Genomic DNA, 17914 nt, shown 5'->3' on the forward strand with positions numbered 1-17914 from the left:
CACGAAGGAATGTGGCAAGACGTCAAGATGCTAAATGCGATCAGCAGCGCGCTGCTGGCGCTGGTGCTGCTGGCCCTGGTGGCGTCGGGCCTGTGGTGGGTGGCGCAGCGGCCGATGTTTACGCTGCACACGATACGCATCGAAAGCGCGGGCGAGTTGCCGCTGGAAAAGGTCAATGCGTTGACGGTGCGGGCCACGGCGGTGCCGCGCATCCATGGCAATTTCTTCACCACCGACCTGTCGGCGGTGCGCGCGGCCTTCGAGGCGGTGCCGTGGGTGCGCCGGGCGATGGTCAGGCGCGAATGGCCGGACCGGCTGGTGGTGAAGGTAGAGGAACACAAGGCCCTGGGCACCTGGGGTGAGGACGGCAAGCTGTTGTCGCAGAAGGGCGACGTCTTCACCGCCAACCTGGCCGAGGCCGAGGATGACGGCGACCTGCTGGAGTTCGACGGCCCCGAGGGCAGCGAGAAGCAGGTGGTGACGCGGCTGGTGCAGTTCCGCCAGTGGTTTGCGCCCTTGAAGCTGGAGCCGGAGTCGCTGGTGTTGTCCAACCGCTATGCGTGGACGGTGAAGCTGGACAACGGCATGACGGTCGAGCTCGGGCGCGACCAGGGCGAAGCGGTGCTCAAGGAACGGATCGACCGGCTGGTGGCGGTGTACCCGCAGTTGATGGAGAGGTTGCAGGGCAAGATCGAGAGCGTCGACATGCGCTACCCCAACGGGATGGCGCTCAAGGCGGATGGAATGGTGCTGGCGGCATTGAACGGAAAGAAGAAATAAGCGACAACGATATGACAAAAGACGCGAAAAATTTGATCGTCGGCCTCGACATCGGCACCTCGAAAGTGGTGGCCGTGGTGGCCGAAGTGCTGGCCGACGGTCGCCACGAGGTGATCGGCCTCGGGCAGTCCGAATCCAAGGGGCTGAAGAAGGGCGTGGTGGTCAATATCGAGGCCACTGTCGAATCCATCCAGCGCGCCCTGGAAGAGGCCGAACTAATGGCCGACTGCAAGATCAGAAACGTCTATACCGGCATTGCCGGCAGCCATATCCGCAGCTTCAATTCAAGCGGCATGGTCGCCATCAAGGACAAGGAAGTGACGGCGGCCGACGTCTCGCGCGTGATCGAGACCGCCAAGGCCGTCAACATCCCGACCGACCAGCAGCTGTTGCACACGGTGCCCCAGGAATTCATCGTCGACAACCAGGAAGACGTGCGCGAGCCGATCGGCATGAGCGGCATCCGCCTGGAGGTCAAGGTGCATATCGTGACCGGCGCGGTCTCGGCGGTGCAGAACATCGTCAAGTGCGTGCGCCGCTGCGGCCTGGAAGTGTCGGACCTGATCCTGCAGCCGATGGCCTCGGCCGACGCCGTGCTCACCACCGACGAGCGCGAGCTGGGCGTGGTGCTGGTGGACATCGGCGGTGGCACCACCGACGTGGCGGTGTTCACCGAAGGGGCGATCCGCCATACCGCGGTGATCCCCATCGCCGGCGACCAGATCACCAACGACATCGCGATGGCGCTGCGCACGCCGACGCTGGAAGCCGAGGAAATCAAGCTGCGCTACGGCGTGGCCAAGCAGATCCTGGCCGATCCGACCGAGACGCTAGAAGTGCCCGGCCTGGGCGACCGCAACCCGCGCACCCTGTCGCGCCAGGCGCTGGCGGCGGTGATCGAGCCGCGCGTGGAAGAGCTGTTCGCGCTGGTGCACCAGGTGGTGCGCGAGTCGGGCTACGAAGAAGTGCTGTCCTCGGGCATCGTCCTCACCGGCGGCTCGGCGCTGATGCCGGGCATGACCGAGCTGGCCGAAGACATCTTCCTCAAGCCGGCGCGCCTGGGCACGCCGGAATACAGCGGCCAGCTGGCCGACGTGGTGCGCAGCCCGCGCTACTCCACGGTGCTGGGCCTGCTGCAGGAAGCCAAGAAGCAATACCTGCGCGGCTACATCGTGACGCGCCAGGAAGGTTCGGTGAAGGCGGTCTGGCAGCGCATGAAGGAATGGTTCCTCGGCAACTTCTGAACGAAGCGGCGGAGTGCATCAGGATGTAAAAGTTTTGGCGGTATGGGCGTCAACGGCAGTACGGTTCTGGGAGTTTTGGCTTCATTGCGGCAGCGCTCATCCGGAGGGCATTCGGAAGCGGATTGGCAGGATCGGTTTTTTGGAATTGCAGCAGCATCAGTATCAGGCAACGCAGTAACTCAATTAAGCAGCATCAATCAACTGGATAGACGGGCAGTTATCAGTTGCTAGTCGTCACACCGCGTGATGCCTATCAACTGCCAGCTGCAGATACATATATTTAAAGGAGTCATCATGGAAATCGATATGGTCGACAATGCGACGCTCGGCACCATCATCAAGGTCGTCGGCGTCGGCGGAGCCGGCGGCAACGCCGTGCAGCACATGATCAACAAGGGCGTGTCCGGCGTGGAATTCATCGCCGCCAACACCGACGCGCAGGCGCTCAAGCAATCGCGCGCCCATAACGTCATCCAGATCGGCGAGACCGGCCTGGGCGCGGGCATGCAGCCGGAAGTCGGCCGCCGCCTGGCCGAGGAAACCCGCTCCCGCATCGAAGACTCGCTGCGCGGCGCGCACATGGTCTTCATCGCCGCCGGCATGGGCGGCGGCACCGGCACCGGCGCCGCTCCCGTGGTGGCGCAGGTCGCCAAGCAACAGGGCGCGCTGACCGTGGCGGTGGTTTCCAAGCCGTTCTCGTACGAAGGCCAGAAGTGCATGGACATCGCCGACGCCGGCCTGGAAGAGCTGTCCCAGCACGTCGACTCGCTGATCATCATCCTCAACGAGAAGCTGGAAGAGATCTACGAAGACGACAGCATGATCGAATGGCTGTCCCACGCCGATGACGTGCTCAACAACGCCGTCGCCGGTATCGCGGAAATCATCAACGTGCCGGGCCACATCAACGTCGACTTCAACGACGTCAAGACCATCATGGGCGAGCAAGGCAAGGCCATGATGGGCACCTCGACCGCTTCCGGCGTGGATCGCGCGCGCGTGGCGGCCGAGCAGGCCGTGGCGTCGCCGCTGCTGGACGGCATCGACCTGTCCGGCGCGCGCGGCGTGCTGGTCAACGTGACCGCCAGCCGCAGCCTGAAGGGCAAGGAAATCAAGGAAGTGATGGCCACCGTGCGCGCCTTCGCCGCTCCCGACGCTTCCATCGCCCAGGGCATCGCCTACGACGACACCATGGGCGACGAGATCCGCGTCACCGTGGTGGCCACCGGCCTGGGCCGCGCCCGCAAGACCGTGCAGCTGGTGCAGACCCCGGTCCTGCGCACCGGCACCCACAACGAGCCGATGATGGCCGGCACCGGCACCATGATGCAGGGCGCCGCCCAGCCTGCGGCCGCCTTCGGCGGACTGAAGGCGCCGGCGGTGTGGCGTCGCGAGTCGGCCTCCGACACCGTGCGCGCGCTGGAAAAGAACGGCATGGAAACCTACGACATCCCGGCTTTCCTGCGCAAGCAGGCCGACTGATCGCGGGCGGATCCATCGCCGTCTCGCCGGGCTGCCCGATGTCCAGCAGCCCGGCGAGTAACAGGGCATACTAACGCCGCGCCCCGAGCGCGGCGTTTTTTCGCCCGCGCGGAGGCACGGACCTACCCACATACTGACAACCAGACGAGGAAACACCATGACCATCAAGATCGGCGAGAGCCTGCCGGAAGGCACCCTGACCGAATTCATCGAGACCGAGACCGAAGGCTGCAGCCTGGGCCCGAACGCCTTCAAGGTGTCCGAGCTGGTCAAGGGCAAGAAGATCGCGCTGTTCGCGCTGCCCGGCGCCTTCACCCCGACCTGTTCGGCCAAGCACGTGCCGGGCTACATCGCGCTGGCCGACCAGTTCAAGGCCAAGGGCGTGGACGAGATCTGGTGCCTGTCGGTCAACGACGCCTTCGTCATGGGCGCCTGGGGCCGCGAGCAGAAGGCCACCGGCGTGGTGCGCATGCTGGCTGACGGCAGCGCCGCGCTGACCAAGGAGCTGGGCATGGAATTCGACCTGACCGCCAAGGGCATGGGCATCCGCTCGCAGCGCTATTCCATGCTGCTCGAAGACGGCGTGGTCAAGCAACTGAACCTGGAAGCCCCGGGCAAGTTCGAAGTGTCGAACGCCGAGACCCTGCTGGGCCAGCTGTAAATCGACGTTCCCCGAAGATGCTGGCTCCCGGCGCAAGCCGGAACCAGCGTCGCCTGATGCGCCTCGATGGCGGCGGGCGAGGCAATGACCGCCATTGATAAAATCAATGCGCCTTCGCTTCAGATTTGCAACACCCGGGCGGCTGCGCTCCCGCGCCTTGGCTATAATGGCCGGATGTTGAAACAACGCACAATCAAGAGCCTGGTCAAGTCCACCGGCGTCGGCTTGCACTCCGGCACCAAGGTCGAGCTGACCCTGCGTCCGGCCGCGCCGGACACCGGCATCATTTTCCGCCGCATCGATCTCGACCCCGTGGTCGAGCTGCCCATGGTCGCCACCGGCGTGGGCGACACCCGCATGGCCTCGACCCTGACCAAGGACGGCGCCAAGGTCTCTACCGTCGAGCACCTGCTGTCGGCCTGCGCCGGCCTGGGCATCGACAACCTCTACATCGACCTGACCGCGGAAGAAATTCCGATCATGGACGGTTCGGCCTCTTCCTTCGTATTCCTGCTGCAGCAGGCCGGCCTGCAGGAGCAGAACGCCGCCAAGAAATTCATCCGCGTGAAGAAGCCCGTGGAAGTGCGCGAAGGCGCCGGCGACAAGGAAAAGTGGGCGCGCCTGGAGCCCTACAACGGTTTCCGCCTGAAGTTCTTCATCGAGTTCAACCATCCCGCAGTGGACGGCACCGGCCAGGTGGCCGAGGTCGACTTCGGCATCGACTCCTACGTCAAGGAGATCGCCCGCGCGCGCACCTTCGGCTTCATGCAGGACGTGGAAACCCTGCGCGGAATGGGCCTGGCCCGCGGCGGCTCGTTCGAGAACGCGATCGTGATGGACGAGTACCGCATCCTCAACGCCGACGGCCTGCGCTACGACAATGAGTTCGTGCGCCACAAGATCCTGGACGCCATCGGCGACCTCTACATCATCGGCCATCCGCTGCTGGCCAGTTACGACGCGCACAAGTCCGGCCACGGCCTGAACAACCTGTTGCTGCGCGAGCTGCTCAACAACCCGGACTCCTACGAGGTGGTGACCTTCGACTCGCTGGAAACCGCGCCGCAGACCTATGTGATGCAAGCCAAGCAGGAGTGGGCGCTGAACTGAGCGCCGCGCCCGTGGAAGCGGCAAATGCAAACGCCCCGGCATGCCGGGGCGTTTGCATTTGAAGCGTAAATTTTTTACAAGAACGGCGTGAAGTTTGCTTTGCCGCCGGGAAATAACCCCGCTTTCCCTTCCCTGTTCGGCTTATGAGCCGCCCTGGCGACGCCGTATCATGGCGTCGATGGCATCCTTCAGGCCCTGGCTGCGGGGATGCGCCGAGAGCGAACTGCTGAGCTCGGCGAAGGAGCTCAGGGCGTTGTCGGTCAGCTCGACGATGCGCTTGGGCTCGGGCGGTGGCGCAATCTTGCCAACTTGCACTTTGATTCGTATTGAATTAACCTGCCATCCGTCTTTTTGCAAGCGGTCTTGCAGCTTGGGGAGCTGTTGTTTCAGCCTGGCCGCCAATGCTGCGTTGGGCGCGCTCATGACCAGCGCGCCGGTTTCGAAGTTCAGTATTTCGCACGCGACGAACATCGCGGGCAATCCGGCGGCGACTGCCTTTTGCAGCGCAGCCATGCGCGACAGCGCGGGCAGCAGCGCCGCCATCGTCGTATTCGACCGCAAGAAATCCGAGGCTCCCTTCGTGCTCTTCGCCATGCGTTGAGCGCTCGTGGGAGCCGGCCGATAAGGGGTGAAAGTGGATGCGTGCTTCATCTTTAAACCTTATCACATCCGCCTGCCAGGCGGATGGAGTCTAGGGACCTGTTCGCGCGGCGATGCCGCTCCATGACAGGTTCCAAGGAGCAAAGATGCAAATTATCCTGTTGCACCCCCGTTTCACCAAGGCGCGCTCCGTCACGCTGGGTTCGAAGCACCTGATCATCCTGCTGTTCCTCCTGGCCGTCACCGTGGCGGCTTGTTCCGCGCTGGTGTCCTACCTGGTGCTGCGCCATGCGGGCGAGGCCGACGCCTCGCCGATGTTCCGCAAGCTGGCCATGTCCATGAGCCAGCAGGAAGACGACCGCAAGGAAAAATTCCTCAAGGAAAACCTGGGCATGATGGCCGTCAAGGTCGGCGAGATGCAGGCCCAGATGATGCGCCTGGACGCCCTGGGCGAACGGGTGCAGGGCCTGGCCGGCATCCGCCCCGAGGAGTTCAACTTCAAGGAGCTGCCCGGCCGCGGCGGCGCCGAGCAATCCAGCCTGGCCGGGCCGGGGCGCGAAGTCGGCATGGATGAGCTGCGCCGCATGCTCGATTCGTTGCTGGTCGATGCCGGTCATCGCGCCGACTACCTGAATGCGGTCGAGTCCACGCTGATGGGCGACAAGATCAAGTCGCGCCTGCTGCCGACCAACCAGCCGGTCAACGTCGCCTACAACTCCTCGAGCTTCGGCTGGCGCCTCGATCCCTTCAGCGGCCACAACGCCTTCCATGAAGGCCTGGATTTCCCGGCCCCGGTCGGCACCCGCATCGTGGCCGCCGCCGCCGGCGTGGTGATCGCCTCCGAATACCATTATCAGTTCGGCAACATGCTGGAGATCGATCACGGCAACAACATCATCACGCGCTACGCCCATGCCTCGCAGCTGTACGTGAAGGTGGGCGACATCGTCAAGCGCGGCCAGCACGTGGCCGACGTCGGCTCGACCGGCCGCTCGACCGGCGCCCACCTGCACTTCGAGGTGCGCATCCGCGGTATTGCGCAGGATCCGCGCAAGTTCCTGGCGCTGGGCGCCAACGGCGGCAACCAGCCCAAGCAGTTGCCGGTGTTCGTGGCCGGGCGCTGAGCGTTTTCTTGCCGATCCCCCAAGCAAAACCCGCCTGCAGGCGGGTTTTTCTATTGAATCTTTGCAATCGGGCCCGATCTACAGGCGATGCGGCCTGCCGCAGGCCCGGGAAAGCCATGCCACGGGGCCTGCGTGCTAAAATCGGCGGTTTATTATTGGGCGTTCTTTCGGCCGGGTGCCAGACGTCTGCCTGCCGGATCTTTCATCGGCGCTTTTATAGAATCCAAGCATGTCATTCCTGACCAAGATTTTCGGTAGCCGTAACCAGCGGTTGCTCAAACAATATCAAAAAATCGTCCGCCAGATTAACGCGCTGGAACCGTCGGTCGAGAAACTGACGGACGCCGAACTTCAAGCCAAGACACCCGAATTCAAAGAGCGCATCGCCGGCGGCGAAACGCTGGACGCGGTGCTGCCGGAAGCCTTCGCGGTCTGCCGCGAAGCCAGCCGCCGCGTGCTCAAGATGCGCCACTTCGACGTGCAGCTGATCGGCGGCATGGCGCTGCACTTCGGCAAGATCGCCGAGATGCGCACCGGCGAGGGCAAGACCCTGATGGCGACCCTGCCGGCCTACCTGAACGCACTGTCGGGCAAGGGCGTGCACGTGGTGACCGTCAACGATTACCTGGCCCAGCGCGATGCCGACGACATGGGACGCCTGTACGGCTGGCTGGGCCTGACCACCGGCGTGAACCTGTCGCAGATGGAACACGACGTCAAGCAGGAAGCCTACGCCGCCGACATCACCTACGGCACCAACAACGAGTTCGGCTTCGACTACCTGCGCGACAACATGGTGTTCGACGCCGACGACCGCGTGCAGCGCACCCTGAACTTCGCCATCGTCGATGAAGTGGACTCGATCCTCATCGACGAGGCGCGCACCCCGCTGATCATCTCCGGCCAGGCCGAGAACCACACCGAGCTGTACCACAAGATCAATGCCGTGCCGCCGCTGCTGACGCTGCAGATCGGCGAGGAAACGCCGGACGGCAAGGGCAAGGTCGAAGTCCCCGGCGACTACACCAAGGACGAGAAGAGCCACCAGGTTCTGCTGACCGAGGCCGGCCACGACAAGGCCGAAGAGATCCTGACCCAGATGGGCCTGCTGCCGGAAGGCGCCTCGCTCTACGACGCCGCCAACATCACGCTGATCCACCACCTGTACGCCGCCCTGCGCGCGCACACGCTGTACCACAAGGACCAGCACTACGTGGTGCAGAACGGCGAAGTCACCATCGTCGACGAATTCACCGGCCGCCTGATGACCGGCCGCCGCTGGTCCGATGGCCTGCACCAGGCCGTCGAAGCCAAGGAAGGCGTGAAGATCCAGAACGAGAACCAGACCCTGGCCTCGATCACCTTCCAGAACTACTTCCGCATGTACGCCAAGCTGTCCGGCATGACCGGCACGGCCGATACCGAAGCCTACGAATTCCAGGAGATCTACCAGCTGGAAACCGTGGTGATCCCGCCGAACCGCCCGAACGCCCGCAAGGATCGCCAGGACCAGGTCTACAAGACCGCCCAGGAGAAGTACCTGGCGATGCTGAAGGACATCCAGGACTGCTATGAGCGCGGCCAGCCGGTGCTGGTGGGCACCACCTCGATCGAGAATTCCGAACTGCTGTCGGGCATCCTGACCAAGGCCAAGCTGCCGCACAACGTCTTGAACGCCAAGCAGCACGCGCGTGAGGCGGAGATCGTGGCGCAGGCCGGCCGTCCCAAGATGATCACCATCGCCACCAACATGGCCGGCCGCGGCACCGACATCGTGCTGGGCGGCAACGTCGACAAGCAGGTGCAGCTGATCGAAGCCGACGCCGCCCTGAGCGACGACGACAAGGCCGCGCGCGCCAGGCAGCTGCGCGACGAATGGCAATCGCTGCACGACCACGTGGTCAACGCCGGCGGCCTGCACATCATCGGCACCGAGCGCCATGAGTCGCGCCGCGTCGACAACCAGCTGCGCGGCCGTTCCGCGCGCCAGGGCGACCCCGGCTCCTCGCGCTTCTACCTGTCGCTGGACGACGCGCTGCTGCGCATCTTCGCCGGCGACCGCGTGCGCGCCATCATGGACCGCCTGAAGATGCCCGAAGGCGAACCGATCGAAGCCGGCATCGTGACCCGCTCGATCGAATCGGCGCAGCGCAAGGTCGAAGCCCGCAACTTCGACATCCGCAAGCAGCTGCTGGAATACGACGACGTCGCCAACGACCAGCGCAAGGTGATCTACCAGCAGCGCAACGAACTGCTGGAAGCGGCCGAAATGGGCGAGATGATTTCCTCGCTGCGCGAAGGCGTGTTCACCGACCTGTTCCGCGAATACGTGCCGGCCGAGTCGATGGAAGAGCAGTGGGACATCCCCGGCCTGCAGGCCGTGCTGAAGAACGAATGGCAGCTGGACGTGCCGCTCGACGCCATGCTGGAAGCCGAGCCCGACCTGTCCGACGAGGACTTGCTGGAGCGCGTGCTGACGGCTGCCCGCGAGACCTACGAAGCCAAGGTCGCCGTGGTCGGCACCGAGGCCTTCGCCGGCTTCGAGCGCAGCGTCATGCTGCAGAGCATCGACAACCACTGGCGCGAACACCTGGCCGCGCTGGATCACCTGCGCCAGGGCATCCACCTGCGCGGCTACGCGCAGAAGAACCCCAAGCAGGAATACAAGCGCGAAGCCTTCGAGCTGTTCGCCCAGATGCTGGACCTGATCAAGAACGAAGTGATCAAGGTCGTGATGACGGTACGCATCCAGAGCCGCGAGGAAATCGAAGCGGCCGAGGAAAGCATGGCCGGCGGCTCGCCCATCAACGTCAACTACCAGCACGCCGACTTCAATCCCGACGCCGCGCCGGAAGAACTGATGGCGCCCACCGCGCAGAGCGAGCCGGCGGACGATTCGGAATTCCCGAAGGTCGGCCGCAACGACCCTTGCCCTTGCGGCAGCGGCAAGAAGTACAAGCAGTGCCACGGCAAGCTGGCCTGATCCAGCCGCCCGCAGCCTGAAGGAAAAGGCCGTTCACCATTGTCCTGGTGAGCGGCTTTTTTTCGAGCGAGTTTTTTGGAGAACAACAAGATGCAAGCCGCCAACGCCACCCGCGCCATCAATCTCATCGGCCCCACGAAGATCGTCAGCGCCATCCTGGTCATGGGCGTTCTCATGCTGGCCGGCTGCGCTTCCAGCCCGATGCCCGGCTGGCGCGAATCTTCCGATCCCGGCTATGCCCCGGTGCGCGCCGCGGCGGCGCCGGTGGAGGAGGCTGGCACCGTGCCGGCGGTGGCCATCAGCATCGCGCCGCCCACGCGCGCCGCGCTGGTGGCCGCGGCCAGGGCCGAGTGGGACTTTTTCGGCAACCAGCAGATCGACATGCGGCACGAGACCCTGAGCGCGCCGCGCCTGGGCCTGCTGGAGGACGAGGGCGAGGCGGTGCAGCGCGTGGCCGAATACTGGCACGCGGTCGGCAAGAACCTGACCGGCGCCGACTGCCAGCAGGCCTGGTCGGCCGCATTCATCTCCTGGCTGATGGTGTCCTCCAACGTCGCGCCGCAAGACTTCGCGCCCAGCGAGACGCACTTCAACTACCTGAGCTTCCTCAAGGAGCGCGAAGCGCGTCCCTCGCCCCAGTTCGTGCTGCGCCCGGCCGCGACTGAGCCGATCGCGCCGGGCGACCTGATCTGCGCGCCGCGCGGCAACAACAACGCCGCCACGCTCGACGACATCCGCCCCGGCCTGGCCGGGCATTGCGACCTGGTGGTCGAGGTGCATGCCAATGAAGGCTGGGCCGGCGCCATCGGCGGCAACGTGTTCAACTCGGTGTCGGAGTCGCTGATCCCGGTCGACGACCAGGGACGCGCGCTGCAGATCGCCCAGCGTCCATGGCTGGTGGTGGTCAAGAACCTGTTGCCGTAAGCCGCCATGCTGGTGCTGGCCAAGATCCTGCTCGGACCGATCCTGCTGGCCCAGGGCAAGTGGCTGCGCAAGACTGCGCTGCGCCTGCCAGAGGCGGCCGGCCCGCGCCTGGGCGTGGAGCTGCCGCCGGCCGCTGTGCCCACGGCGAGCGAAGCCCTGAACCTGCTGGTGGTGGGCGACTCTTCGGCCGCCGGCGTCGGCGTCGCGCACCAGGAGCAGGCGCTGGCCCTGCCGCTGGCGCGCCACCTGGCCGCCCGCAGCGGCCGGCCGGTGGCCTGGCGGCTGGTGGCGCAAAGCGGCGTCAATTCGCTGGAAGCGCTGGCGCTGCTGGCGCAGCATGAGATCGGCCCGGCCACGGTGCTGGTGGTGGCGCTGGGCACCAACGACGTCACCTCGCAGATGCCGCCGCGGCAATATGTGGCCAACCTCAAGCTGTTGGCCGGCCGTTTGATGGCGCAGGCCGGCGTCGCGCACATCGTGTTCACCGGCCTGCCGCCGCTGCACACGCTGCCGGCGGCGCCGCAGCCGCTACGCTGGTACCTGGGCCGCTACGCGCGCAAGCTCGACCGTGCGCTGCGCGCCTGGATCGCAGAGGATCCGGCGCTGCGCTACTGCTCGCTGCAATGGGCGCTGCCGCATGAGATGGCGATCGACAAATTCCATCCCGGCCACGGCCAGTACGCCCGGTGGGCGCGCATGGCGGCCGAGATCATCGAGGCCGAGTTCATGCGCATGTCATCAGGGCGCGACTGAATTTGTTTAAAATACGCGTTCCGAATTTTTACGCTGAAAGCTCGCCATGGCCGTCAATTCCCCGATTCCCGTCTCTTCCGACCTGAAAGCCGTCGCCGGCGTCGAACTCGGCCATGCCGAAGCGGGCGTGCGCAAGGCCAACCGCAAGGACCTGCTGGTGCTCAAGCTGGCGCCCACGGCGACCGTCGCCGGCGTGTTCACCAAGAACCGCTTCTGCGCCGCGCCGGTGCAGATCAGCAAGGCCAACCTGGCAGCGCTCACGGCCGACAAGCCGATCCGCGCGCTGGTGATCAATACCGGCAACGCCAACGCCGGCACCGGCGAAGAGGGCTTGAAGCGCGCCCACGCCACCTGCGACGCGCTGGCCGCGCAACTGGGCTGCGACCCGAAGCAGATCCTGCCGTTCTCGACCGGCGTGATCCTGGAGCCGCTGCCGGTGGAGCGCATCATCGCCGGCCTGCCGCAGGCGATCGGCAACCTGAAGGCCGACAACTGGTTCAACGCCGCCGAAGCCATCATGACCACCGACACCCAGCCCAAGGCGGCTTCGCGCACCGTCACCATCGGCGGCAAGCAGGTGGTGATGACCGGCATCAGCAAGGGCGCCGGCATGATCAAGCCCAACATGGCGACCATGCTGGGCTTCCTGGCCTTCGACGCCAAGCTGCCGCAGGCGCTGCTGAACCAGCTGGTGAAGGACGCCGCCGACCACTCGTTCAACTGCATCACCATCGACGGCGACACCTCCACCAACGATTCCTTCATCCTGATGGCGACCGGCGCCGGCGAACTGGAGATCGCCAGCGCCGACAGCGCCGAGTACAAGGAGCTGGCGGCCGCCGTGACCGCGCTGTCGCAGCACCTGGCGCACCAGATCGTGCGCGACGGCGAGGGCGCCACCAAGTTCATCGAAGTGGCCGTGGAAGACGGCAAGAGCATCGAGGAGTGCCGCCAGATCGCCTACTCGATCGGTCACTCGCCGCTGGTCAAGACCGCCTTCTTCGCCTCCGACCCGAACCTGGGCCGCATCCTGGCCGCCATCGGCTACGCCGGCGTGGAGGACCTGGACGTGTCCAAGCTCAACCTGTGGCTGGACGACGTCTGGGTGGCCAAGGACGGCGGCCGCAATCCCGACTACCGCGAGGAAGACGGCCAGCGCGTGATGAAGAAGGCCGAGATCGTGGTGCGCGTGAAGCTGGCGCGCGGCGCGGCCAAGGCCTCGATCTGGACTTGCGACCTGTCGCACGAGTACGTCACCATCAACGCCGACTACCGCTCGTGAACGTCGTACGGGTGTCAGGCGGGCGATCTGTCGCGTTGCAAATCCTCGCCAGGCGCCAGCCTGGCTGCGGTTTGCGCCTTGCATCTCATCCCGCCTGACACCCGTACGACGTCCACGAGGTTTGGACAGGTTTACTCTTGGTTTGCAGTTCCCGACCCATCCCTGTCGGGCGCTGTGCCGTGGCGGTGGTGGCAACATGAATGCCCGGAGCCCTCGGTCAATTTAATTCACCCAGCCAGTTGCGGCCTTGCGCCACAATGGGCTCTCACCACCATCACGAACGCATCATGACCCAGTTAGACCAATTCCTGCAGCGCGCCGAAGCCTTGCTGGCGCGCGTCGAAGCCATCCTGCCCAATGCCGCCAACCGCGAACCGGACTGGAGCGCCGGCGTCGCCTTCCGCTGGCGCGGCGCCACCGCCCAGCGTGCCGGCTACCTGCAGCCGGTCGGCCATATCTCGCAGATCGGCCTGTCCGACCTGCATAACATCGGCCCGCAGAAAGAGCAGATCGACCAGAACACCAAGCAGTTCGTCGACGGCCGCCCGGCCAATAACGTGCTGCTGACCGGCGCGCGCGGCACCGGCAAGTCCTCTCTGATCAAGGCCTGCCTGAACCAGTACGCCGAGCGCGGCCTGCGCCTGATCGAGGTCGACAAGGACGACCTGCACGACCTGCAGGATATCGTCGAGCTGGTCTCGGCCCGGCCCGAGCGCTTCATCGTGTTTTGCGACGACCTCTCGTTCGAGGAGGGCGAGGGCGGCTACAAGGCGCTCAAGGTGGCGCTGGACGGCAGTATCGCGGCGCAATCCGACAACGTGCTGATCTACGCCACCTCCAACCGCCGCCACCTGATGCCGGAGCGCCTGTCCGACAACAGCACCTACACCCACACCGACGACGGCGACCTGCATCCGGGCGAGACGGTGGAAGAAAAGATCTCGCTGTCCGAGCGCTTCGGCCTGTGGGTGACCTTCTACCCGTTCAAGCAGGACGACTTCCTGGAGATCGTCGCCCACTGGCTGCGCCATTTCGGCTGCAACGAGCAGCAGATCGCCGACGCCCGCGCCGACGCCCTGCGCTGGGCGCTGCAGCGCAGCTCGCGCTCGGGCCGCGTGGCCTGGCAGTTCGCCCGCGACTACGCCGGCAAGGCGCAGGCCTGATGAGCGACGCCGCCAAGCCCATCGACGTCGCCGTCGGCATCCTCATGCAGCCCAACGGCGACGTGCTGCTGGGGCAGCGCCCGGAAGGCAAGCCCTACGCCGGCTACTGGGAGTTCCCGGGCGGCAAGGTGGAGGCCGGCGAGAGCATCTTCGCCGCCCTGCAGCGCGAGTTCAAGGAAGAGCTGGGCATCGAGGTGCTGGACGGCGAGGGCTGGTGCGGCGTCGAGCATGTCTACCCGCACGCGCATGTCCGCCTGCATTTCTACATCAGCCGCAGCTGGCGCGGCGAGCCGCAAAGCCTGGAAGGCCAGGCCTTCGCCTGGCAGGGCGGCGTGGGCGTGGAGCCGCTGCTGCCGGCCACCATCCCGCTGATCGAATGGCTGGACCAGCTGCGCTACGGCGAACGGGACAAGAGCTGAACGTGCCCGTTCAGGCTATCCGCCGCGAACGGCGGCGCGAGGCGAGAGGGAAATAAAAAAGCCGCTGCATGCGGCTTTTTTGTTGACCAGGGACTATCGACGTTTGCCTTCGGTTCACTGAAGAGGTTTGTCGTCCTCGATCTCCTGCGGCAGGTTGACTGCCGGAATCGTGTACTTTTCCTCGGCCCAGGCGCCGAGGTCGATTTGCTTGCAGCGTTCGGAGCAGAACGGGCGGAACTTGTTCTTTTCAGCCCATTCCACCTTGGCGCCGCAGGTCGGGCAGTCGACAACAGTAGCCATCGCTCCTCCTCAGAACCCGCACAGCGCCAGTTCGAACGGCACTTCGCCTTCGAAGGAGCGCGGCTTCTCGTCGCCGTCCTGGCGGGTGAAACGCACCCACAGCATGTACTTGTTGGCCGAGATCTCGGGGATGGCGCCCAGTTCCATGTCCAGCGACAGGCGCAGCATCTGGTAGACCTTGCCTTGCAGCATCTGCTGGTAGCTGCCGCCTTCGGCATTGATCTTGACTGCGTGGCCGGACTCGCGCAGCAGGCGCATCACGATGGAGATGGCGTCGAACAGCGGGATCAGCGGCGCGAACCAGTTGGAGATGTCGTTGAAGCGGCGCTCGAAGGGATGCTGTTGCCAGGCATAGTAGGCCGGCAGGTCGAACTCGCAGGCGCCGCCGGGGATGATGGTGCGGCCGCGGATGCTCATCAGCCATTCATTGTCCCGGATGTTCTGGCCGGTCTTGCCCTGGGCCGCCGCCAGCGCGCTGCTGGCCTTGTCGACTTCGGAGAGGATGGCGTTGAGCATCTCGGGCTCGACATTGGGATTGCTCTGGTAGGCCAACAGGATCTGCTTCTGGCGTTCCAGCTCTTGCAGCAGGTCCGACTTGAGGTCGGCGCGTCCGGCTACCTCCAGCATTTCAAAAATGGTGGCAAGGGCGATGTGATGCTGTTGCGGGCTTTCCTGGTGCAGGAAGAAGACAAACTTCTCGTACAGGTCTTCCAGTCGCAACAGCGTGCGAATACGCTCGTTGAAAGGGTATTCGTAGACGATCAAAGCATGATCCCTTAATTGGTTGAACCGGATTCGATAGAGCCACTGTCAGCCGGCGCTCGGGCCATTGTCGGCTGCATTGCAATTTTTGTGATTCTGACCCATGCAGAGGAAAAATACAAATGCGGGGCGCAATGAAATGCGCGCCGCGCCCCGGCGGCGGGCCGATATAAAGAATTTCGCGCGCCGCCGGCGCTGGACGGGGGATCAGCCGGCGGCGTCGGCCAGCGCCAGATAGCGCGCATGCAGCGCCTGCACCAGCGGCGGCAGCGCCGCATTGCCGTCATTGTTCTCGATCACGTCGTCGGCCACCGCCAGGCGCGCAAAGCGGCTGGCCTGGGCCGCCATGATGGCTTCCACCTCATGGCGCTGCAGGCCGTTGCGGCGCATGACGCGCCCGATCTGCACTTCTTCCTCGCAATCGACCACCAGCACGCGCGAAGTGCGGCCGACCCAGGTGCCCGATTCCACCAGCAGCGGCACCACGAAGATGATGTAGGCGCCGGTGGCGGCCTCGGCCGCGCGCGCGGTCTGGCTGCGGATCAGCGGGTGCAGGATGGCTTCCAGCTCATGGCGGGCGCCGGCGTTGCCGAACACGTGGCTGCGCATGCGCGCCCGATCCATGGCGCCGCTGGCGTCGATGAAGCCGGCGCCGAAGCGTTCGCGGATGGCGTCGATGGCCAGGCCGCCGGGGACGGTGAGTTCATGGGCGATGGCATCGGTATCGACCAGCGAAGCGCCGAGTTCGCCGAACAGGTTCGCCACGGTGGTCTTGCCGCTGCCGATGCCGCCGGTCAGGCCGACCGTGAAGCGCTGCGCATTGGATGTCATGGAAAGTCTTAGTAGTCGTAAATGCCGAAGGTCAGCCAGTCGCTGCCGTACAGCAGCGCCAGCATACCCGCAATCGCCAGATAAGGTCCGAAGGGGAGGGCCTGGCCGCGCTGGTGGCGGCCGGCGAGCACCAGCGCGATGCCCGCCGCGGCGCCCATCGCGCAGGCTGACAGCAGCACCAGCGGCAGCGCCTGCCAGCCCAGCCAGGCGCCCAGCGCGGCCATCAGCTTGAAGTCGCCGTAGCCCAGGCCTTCCTTGCCGGTGGCCAATTTGAAGATCCAGAAGATCAGCCACAGCGCGGCATAGCCGGCGGCCGCGCCCAGCACCGCGTCGTGCAGCGGCGCGATGCGGTGGTTCAGGTTGACCAGCAGGCCCAGCCACAGGAGCGGCAGGGTAAGGTCGTCGGGCAGCAGCATGGTGCCGGCATCGATGAAGGCCAGCGCCACCAGGAAGGCGCCGCAGGCCATCACCGCCAGCCCGGTCAGGCCGGCGCCGAAGCGCCAGGCGGCCAGCGCGAACAGGCCGGCCGTGAGCAGTTCGACCGCCGGATAGCGCAGCCCGATGGGGGCGCGGCACTCGCCGCAGCGGCCGCGCAGCAGCAGCCAGCTCAGGACCGGCACGTTGTGGTGCGGCGGCAGAGGGGTTTGGCAGTGGGGGCAGGCCGAGCGCGGCAGCAGCAGGTCGTAGCGTCCGGTGTACGGTTGCGCCTCGCCGCGCTCATGGGCGATGAAGTTGGCGGTGTCGCGCAGCATCATCTGCGGCAGGCGATGGATCACCACGTTCAGGAAGCTGCCCACCAGCAGGCCCAGCAAGGCCGCTGCCAGCGCGATGGCGCAATTGTTCGGTTCGGCCCAGGCCGCGAGGAAATGCATCAGACGACGGACCCCATACGGAAGACCGGCAGGTACATTGCCACTACCAGGGCGCCGATCAGGATACCTAAAACCGCCATGATAATCGGTTCCATCAGGCTGGTGAGCGCGGCGACGGCGTCGTCGACCTCCCGTTCGTTGAACTGGGCGATCTTGTCCAGCATGGCGTCCAGCGCCCCGGCCTCCTCGCCTACGGCCACCATCTGCACGGCCAGGTCGGGAAAGGCGCCGGCAGCCTGCATGGCGCCGTGCAGCGAGGCGCCGCCGCGCGCGGCCTCGCGGATGGCCAGGCTGGCCTCGGCGTAGACCACGTTGCCGACGGCGCCGGCCACGGTCTCCAGGGTCTCCAGCAGCGGCACGCCGGCGCCCAGCAGGGTGCCGAAGGTGCGGCTCCAGCGCGCGATGGCGGCCCGGCGCAGCAGCGGGCCGAACAGCGGCAGCCCGAGGCTGGCGCGCTGGACCTGCGCCCGCAGGCGCGGCAGGCGGCGCCAGGCTTGCGCCGAAGCGATGCCCAGGGCGCCCAGCACGGCCGGCAGCGGGCCAGCAGGCGCGACGATTCCATCACGATGCGGGTCGGCAGCGGCAGTTCGGCGCCGAAGTTGCGGAACATCTGCTCGAAGGCCG

At 65.6% G+C, this 17914-nt stretch carries 18 protein-coding genes; 12 read left to right on the plus strand and 6 right to left on the minus strand.

What is annotated here, in order from left to right:
• Window positions 1–9: 9 nt before the first annotated feature.
• The 5 genes from Herbaro_RS01445 to lpxC all read left to right on the plus strand — a co-directional run bounded on the left by Herbaro_RS01445 (window position 10) and on the right by lpxC (window position 5277).
• Window positions 10–780, plus strand: a complete 771-nt coding sequence (locus Herbaro_RS01445) for a cell division protein FtsQ/DivIB (RefSeq protein WP_275012074.1) — start codon at window positions 10–12, stop codon at window positions 778–780.
• 11 nt (window positions 781–791) lie between these two features.
• Window positions 792–2024, plus strand: coding sequence for a cell division protein FtsA (gene ftsA / locus Herbaro_RS01450; RefSeq protein WP_209606815.1), 1233 nt, complete (start codon window positions 792–794; stop codon window positions 2022–2024).
• Between the two features lie 294 nt (window positions 2025–2318).
• On the plus strand, window positions 2319–3506 hold the full coding sequence (gene ftsZ, locus Herbaro_RS01455) for a cell division protein FtsZ (protein ID WP_275012075.1): 1188 nt from the start codon (window positions 2319–2321) through the stop codon (window positions 3504–3506).
• 157 nt (window positions 3507–3663) lie between these two features.
• Entirely contained in the window at window positions 3664–4167 is a 504-nt protein-coding gene (locus Herbaro_RS01460) for a peroxiredoxin (RefSeq protein WP_275012076.1), read from the plus strand.
• A 174-nt stretch (window positions 4168–4341) separates the two neighbouring features.
• Complete coding sequence (gene lpxC, locus Herbaro_RS01465) at window positions 4342–5277, plus strand: UDP-3-O-acyl-N-acetylglucosamine deacetylase (RefSeq protein WP_275012077.1); 936 nt, start codon at window positions 4342–4344, stop codon at window positions 5275–5277.
• Window positions 5278–5418: 141 nt separating this feature from the next.
• On the opposite strand, the gene Herbaro_RS01470 is transcribed toward lpxC, so the two are convergent.
• On the minus strand, window positions 5419–5928 hold the full coding sequence (locus tag Herbaro_RS01470) for a DciA family protein (protein WP_275012078.1): 510 nt from the start codon (window positions 5926–5928) through the stop codon (window positions 5419–5421).
• A gap of 95 nt (window positions 5929–6023) precedes the next feature.
• Between Herbaro_RS01470 and Herbaro_RS01475 the strand changes: the two genes are divergently transcribed.
• The 7 genes from Herbaro_RS01475 to mutT all read left to right on the plus strand — a co-directional run bounded on the left by Herbaro_RS01475 (window position 6024) and on the right by mutT (window position 14525).
• Window positions 6024–7001: a M23 family metallopeptidase gene (locus Herbaro_RS01475; protein WP_275012079.1), complete on the plus strand. Its 978-nt coding sequence runs from the start codon at window positions 6024–6026 to the stop codon at window positions 6999–7001.
• Between the two features lie 229 nt (window positions 7002–7230).
• Window positions 7231–9984: a preprotein translocase subunit SecA gene (gene secA, locus Herbaro_RS01480; protein WP_275012080.1), complete on the plus strand. Its 2754-nt coding sequence runs from the start codon at window positions 7231–7233 to the stop codon at window positions 9982–9984.
• A 162-nt stretch (window positions 9985–10146) separates the two neighbouring features.
• Window positions 10147–10908 (plus strand): DUF2272 domain-containing protein, encoded by a 762-nt coding sequence (locus tag Herbaro_RS01485; RefSeq protein ID WP_275013936.1) that lies wholly within the window; start codon window positions 10147–10149, stop codon window positions 10906–10908.
• A 6-nt stretch (window positions 10909–10914) separates the two neighbouring features.
• Entirely contained in the window at window positions 10915–11661 is a 747-nt protein-coding gene (locus Herbaro_RS01490; RefSeq protein WP_275012081.1) for an SGNH/GDSL hydrolase family protein, read from the plus strand.
• A gap of 46 nt (window positions 11662–11707) precedes the next feature.
• Window positions 11708–12943 carry a bifunctional glutamate N-acetyltransferase/amino-acid acetyltransferase ArgJ gene (gene argJ / locus Herbaro_RS01495; RefSeq protein WP_275012082.1) on the plus strand — a complete coding sequence of 412 codons (1236 nt, stop codon included), beginning with the start codon at window positions 11708–11710 and terminating at the stop codon, window positions 12941–12943.
• A gap of 287 nt (window positions 12944–13230) precedes the next feature.
• Window positions 13231–14106 carry an ATP-binding protein gene (locus Herbaro_RS01500; RefSeq protein ID WP_275012083.1) on the plus strand — a complete coding sequence of 292 codons (876 nt, stop codon included), beginning with the start codon at window positions 13231–13233 and terminating at the stop codon, window positions 14104–14106.
• Entirely contained in the window at window positions 14106–14525 is a 420-nt protein-coding gene (gene mutT / locus Herbaro_RS01505) for an 8-oxo-dGTP diphosphatase MutT (protein ID WP_275012084.1), read from the plus strand. Before Herbaro_RS01500 ends, mutT begins: the two co-directional genes overlap by 1 nt.
• A 114-nt stretch (window positions 14526–14639) precedes the next feature.
• Here the strand turns inward: mutT and yacG are convergent, their stop codons facing one another.
• The 5 genes from yacG to Herbaro_RS01530 all read right to left on the minus strand — a co-directional run bounded on the left by yacG (window position 14640) and on the right by Herbaro_RS01530 (window position 17817).
• Window positions 14640–14825, minus strand: coding sequence for a DNA gyrase inhibitor YacG (gene yacG, locus Herbaro_RS01510; RefSeq protein ID WP_275012085.1), 186 nt, complete (start codon window positions 14823–14825; stop codon window positions 14640–14642).
• Between the two features lie 9 nt (window positions 14826–14834).
• Window positions 14835–15590: a cell division protein ZapD gene (gene zapD, locus Herbaro_RS01515; protein WP_275012086.1), complete on the minus strand. Its 756-nt coding sequence runs from the start codon at window positions 15588–15590 to the stop codon at window positions 14835–14837.
• A 204-nt stretch (window positions 15591–15794) separates the two neighbouring features.
• Window positions 15795–16418, minus strand: a complete 624-nt coding sequence (gene coaE, locus Herbaro_RS01520) for a dephospho-CoA kinase (RefSeq protein WP_275012087.1) — start codon at window positions 16416–16418, stop codon at window positions 15795–15797.
• An 8-nt stretch (window positions 16419–16426) separates the two neighbouring features.
• Entirely contained in the window at window positions 16427–17290 is an 864-nt protein-coding gene (locus Herbaro_RS01525) for a prepilin peptidase (RefSeq protein WP_275012088.1), read from the minus strand.
• Window positions 17290–17817 (minus strand): type II secretion system F family protein, encoded by a 528-nt coding sequence (locus Herbaro_RS01530; protein ID WP_275012089.1) that lies wholly within the window; start codon window positions 17815–17817, stop codon window positions 17290–17292. The genes Herbaro_RS01525 and Herbaro_RS01530 overlap by 1 nt, the downstream gene beginning before the upstream one ends.
• Between the last annotated feature and the right edge of the window lie 97 nt (window positions 17818–17914).

The organism is Herbaspirillum sp. WKF16, from assembly GCF_028993615.1.
In the GTDB taxonomy this organism is placed as follows: Bacteria; Pseudomonadota; Gammaproteobacteria; order Burkholderiales; family Burkholderiaceae_D; genus Herbaspirillum.

Coding starts and splice junctions, on each gene's coding strand:
- Herbaro_RS01445 (WP_275012074.1), top strand. CDS start 10: ATGTGGCAAGACGTCAAGATGCTAAATGCGATCAGCAGCGCGCTGCTG.
- ftsA (WP_209606815.1), top strand. CDS start 792: ATGACAAAAGACGCGAAAAATTTGATCGTCGGCCTCGACATCGGCACC.
- ftsZ (WP_275012075.1), top strand. CDS start 2,319: ATGGAAATCGATATGGTCGACAATGCGACGCTCGGCACCATCATCAAG.
- Herbaro_RS01460 (WP_275012076.1), top strand. CDS start 3,664: ATGACCATCAAGATCGGCGAGAGCCTGCCGGAAGGCACCCTGACCGAA.
- lpxC (WP_275012077.1), top strand. CDS start 4,342: ATGTTGAAACAACGCACAATCAAGAGCCTGGTCAAGTCCACCGGCGTC.
- Herbaro_RS01470 (WP_275012078.1), bottom strand. CDS start 5,928: ATGAAGCACGCATCCACTTTCACCCCTTATCGGCCGGCTCCCACGAGC.
- Herbaro_RS01475 (WP_275012079.1), top strand. CDS start 6,024: ATGCAAATTATCCTGTTGCACCCCCGTTTCACCAAGGCGCGCTCCGTC.
- secA (WP_275012080.1), top strand. CDS start 7,231: ATGTCATTCCTGACCAAGATTTTCGGTAGCCGTAACCAGCGGTTGCTC.
- Herbaro_RS01485 (WP_275013936.1), top strand. CDS start 10,147: ATGGGCGTTCTCATGCTGGCCGGCTGCGCTTCCAGCCCGATGCCCGGC.
- Herbaro_RS01490 (WP_275012081.1), top strand. CDS start 10,915: ATGCTGGTGCTGGCCAAGATCCTGCTCGGACCGATCCTGCTGGCCCAG.
- argJ (WP_275012082.1), top strand. CDS start 11,708: ATGGCCGTCAATTCCCCGATTCCCGTCTCTTCCGACCTGAAAGCCGTC.
- Herbaro_RS01500 (WP_275012083.1), top strand. CDS start 13,231: ATGACCCAGTTAGACCAATTCCTGCAGCGCGCCGAAGCCTTGCTGGCG.
- mutT (WP_275012084.1), top strand. CDS start 14,106: ATGAGCGACGCCGCCAAGCCCATCGACGTCGCCGTCGGCATCCTCATG.
- yacG (WP_275012085.1), bottom strand. CDS start 14,825: ATGGCTACTGTTGTCGACTGCCCGACCTGCGGCGCCAAGGTGGAATGG.
- coaE (WP_275012087.1), bottom strand. CDS start 16,418: ATGACATCCAATGCGCAGCGCTTCACGGTCGGCCTGACCGGCGGCATC.
- Herbaro_RS01525 (WP_275012088.1), bottom strand. CDS start 17,290: ATGCATTTCCTCGCGGCCTGGGCCGAACCGAACAATTGCGCCATCGCG.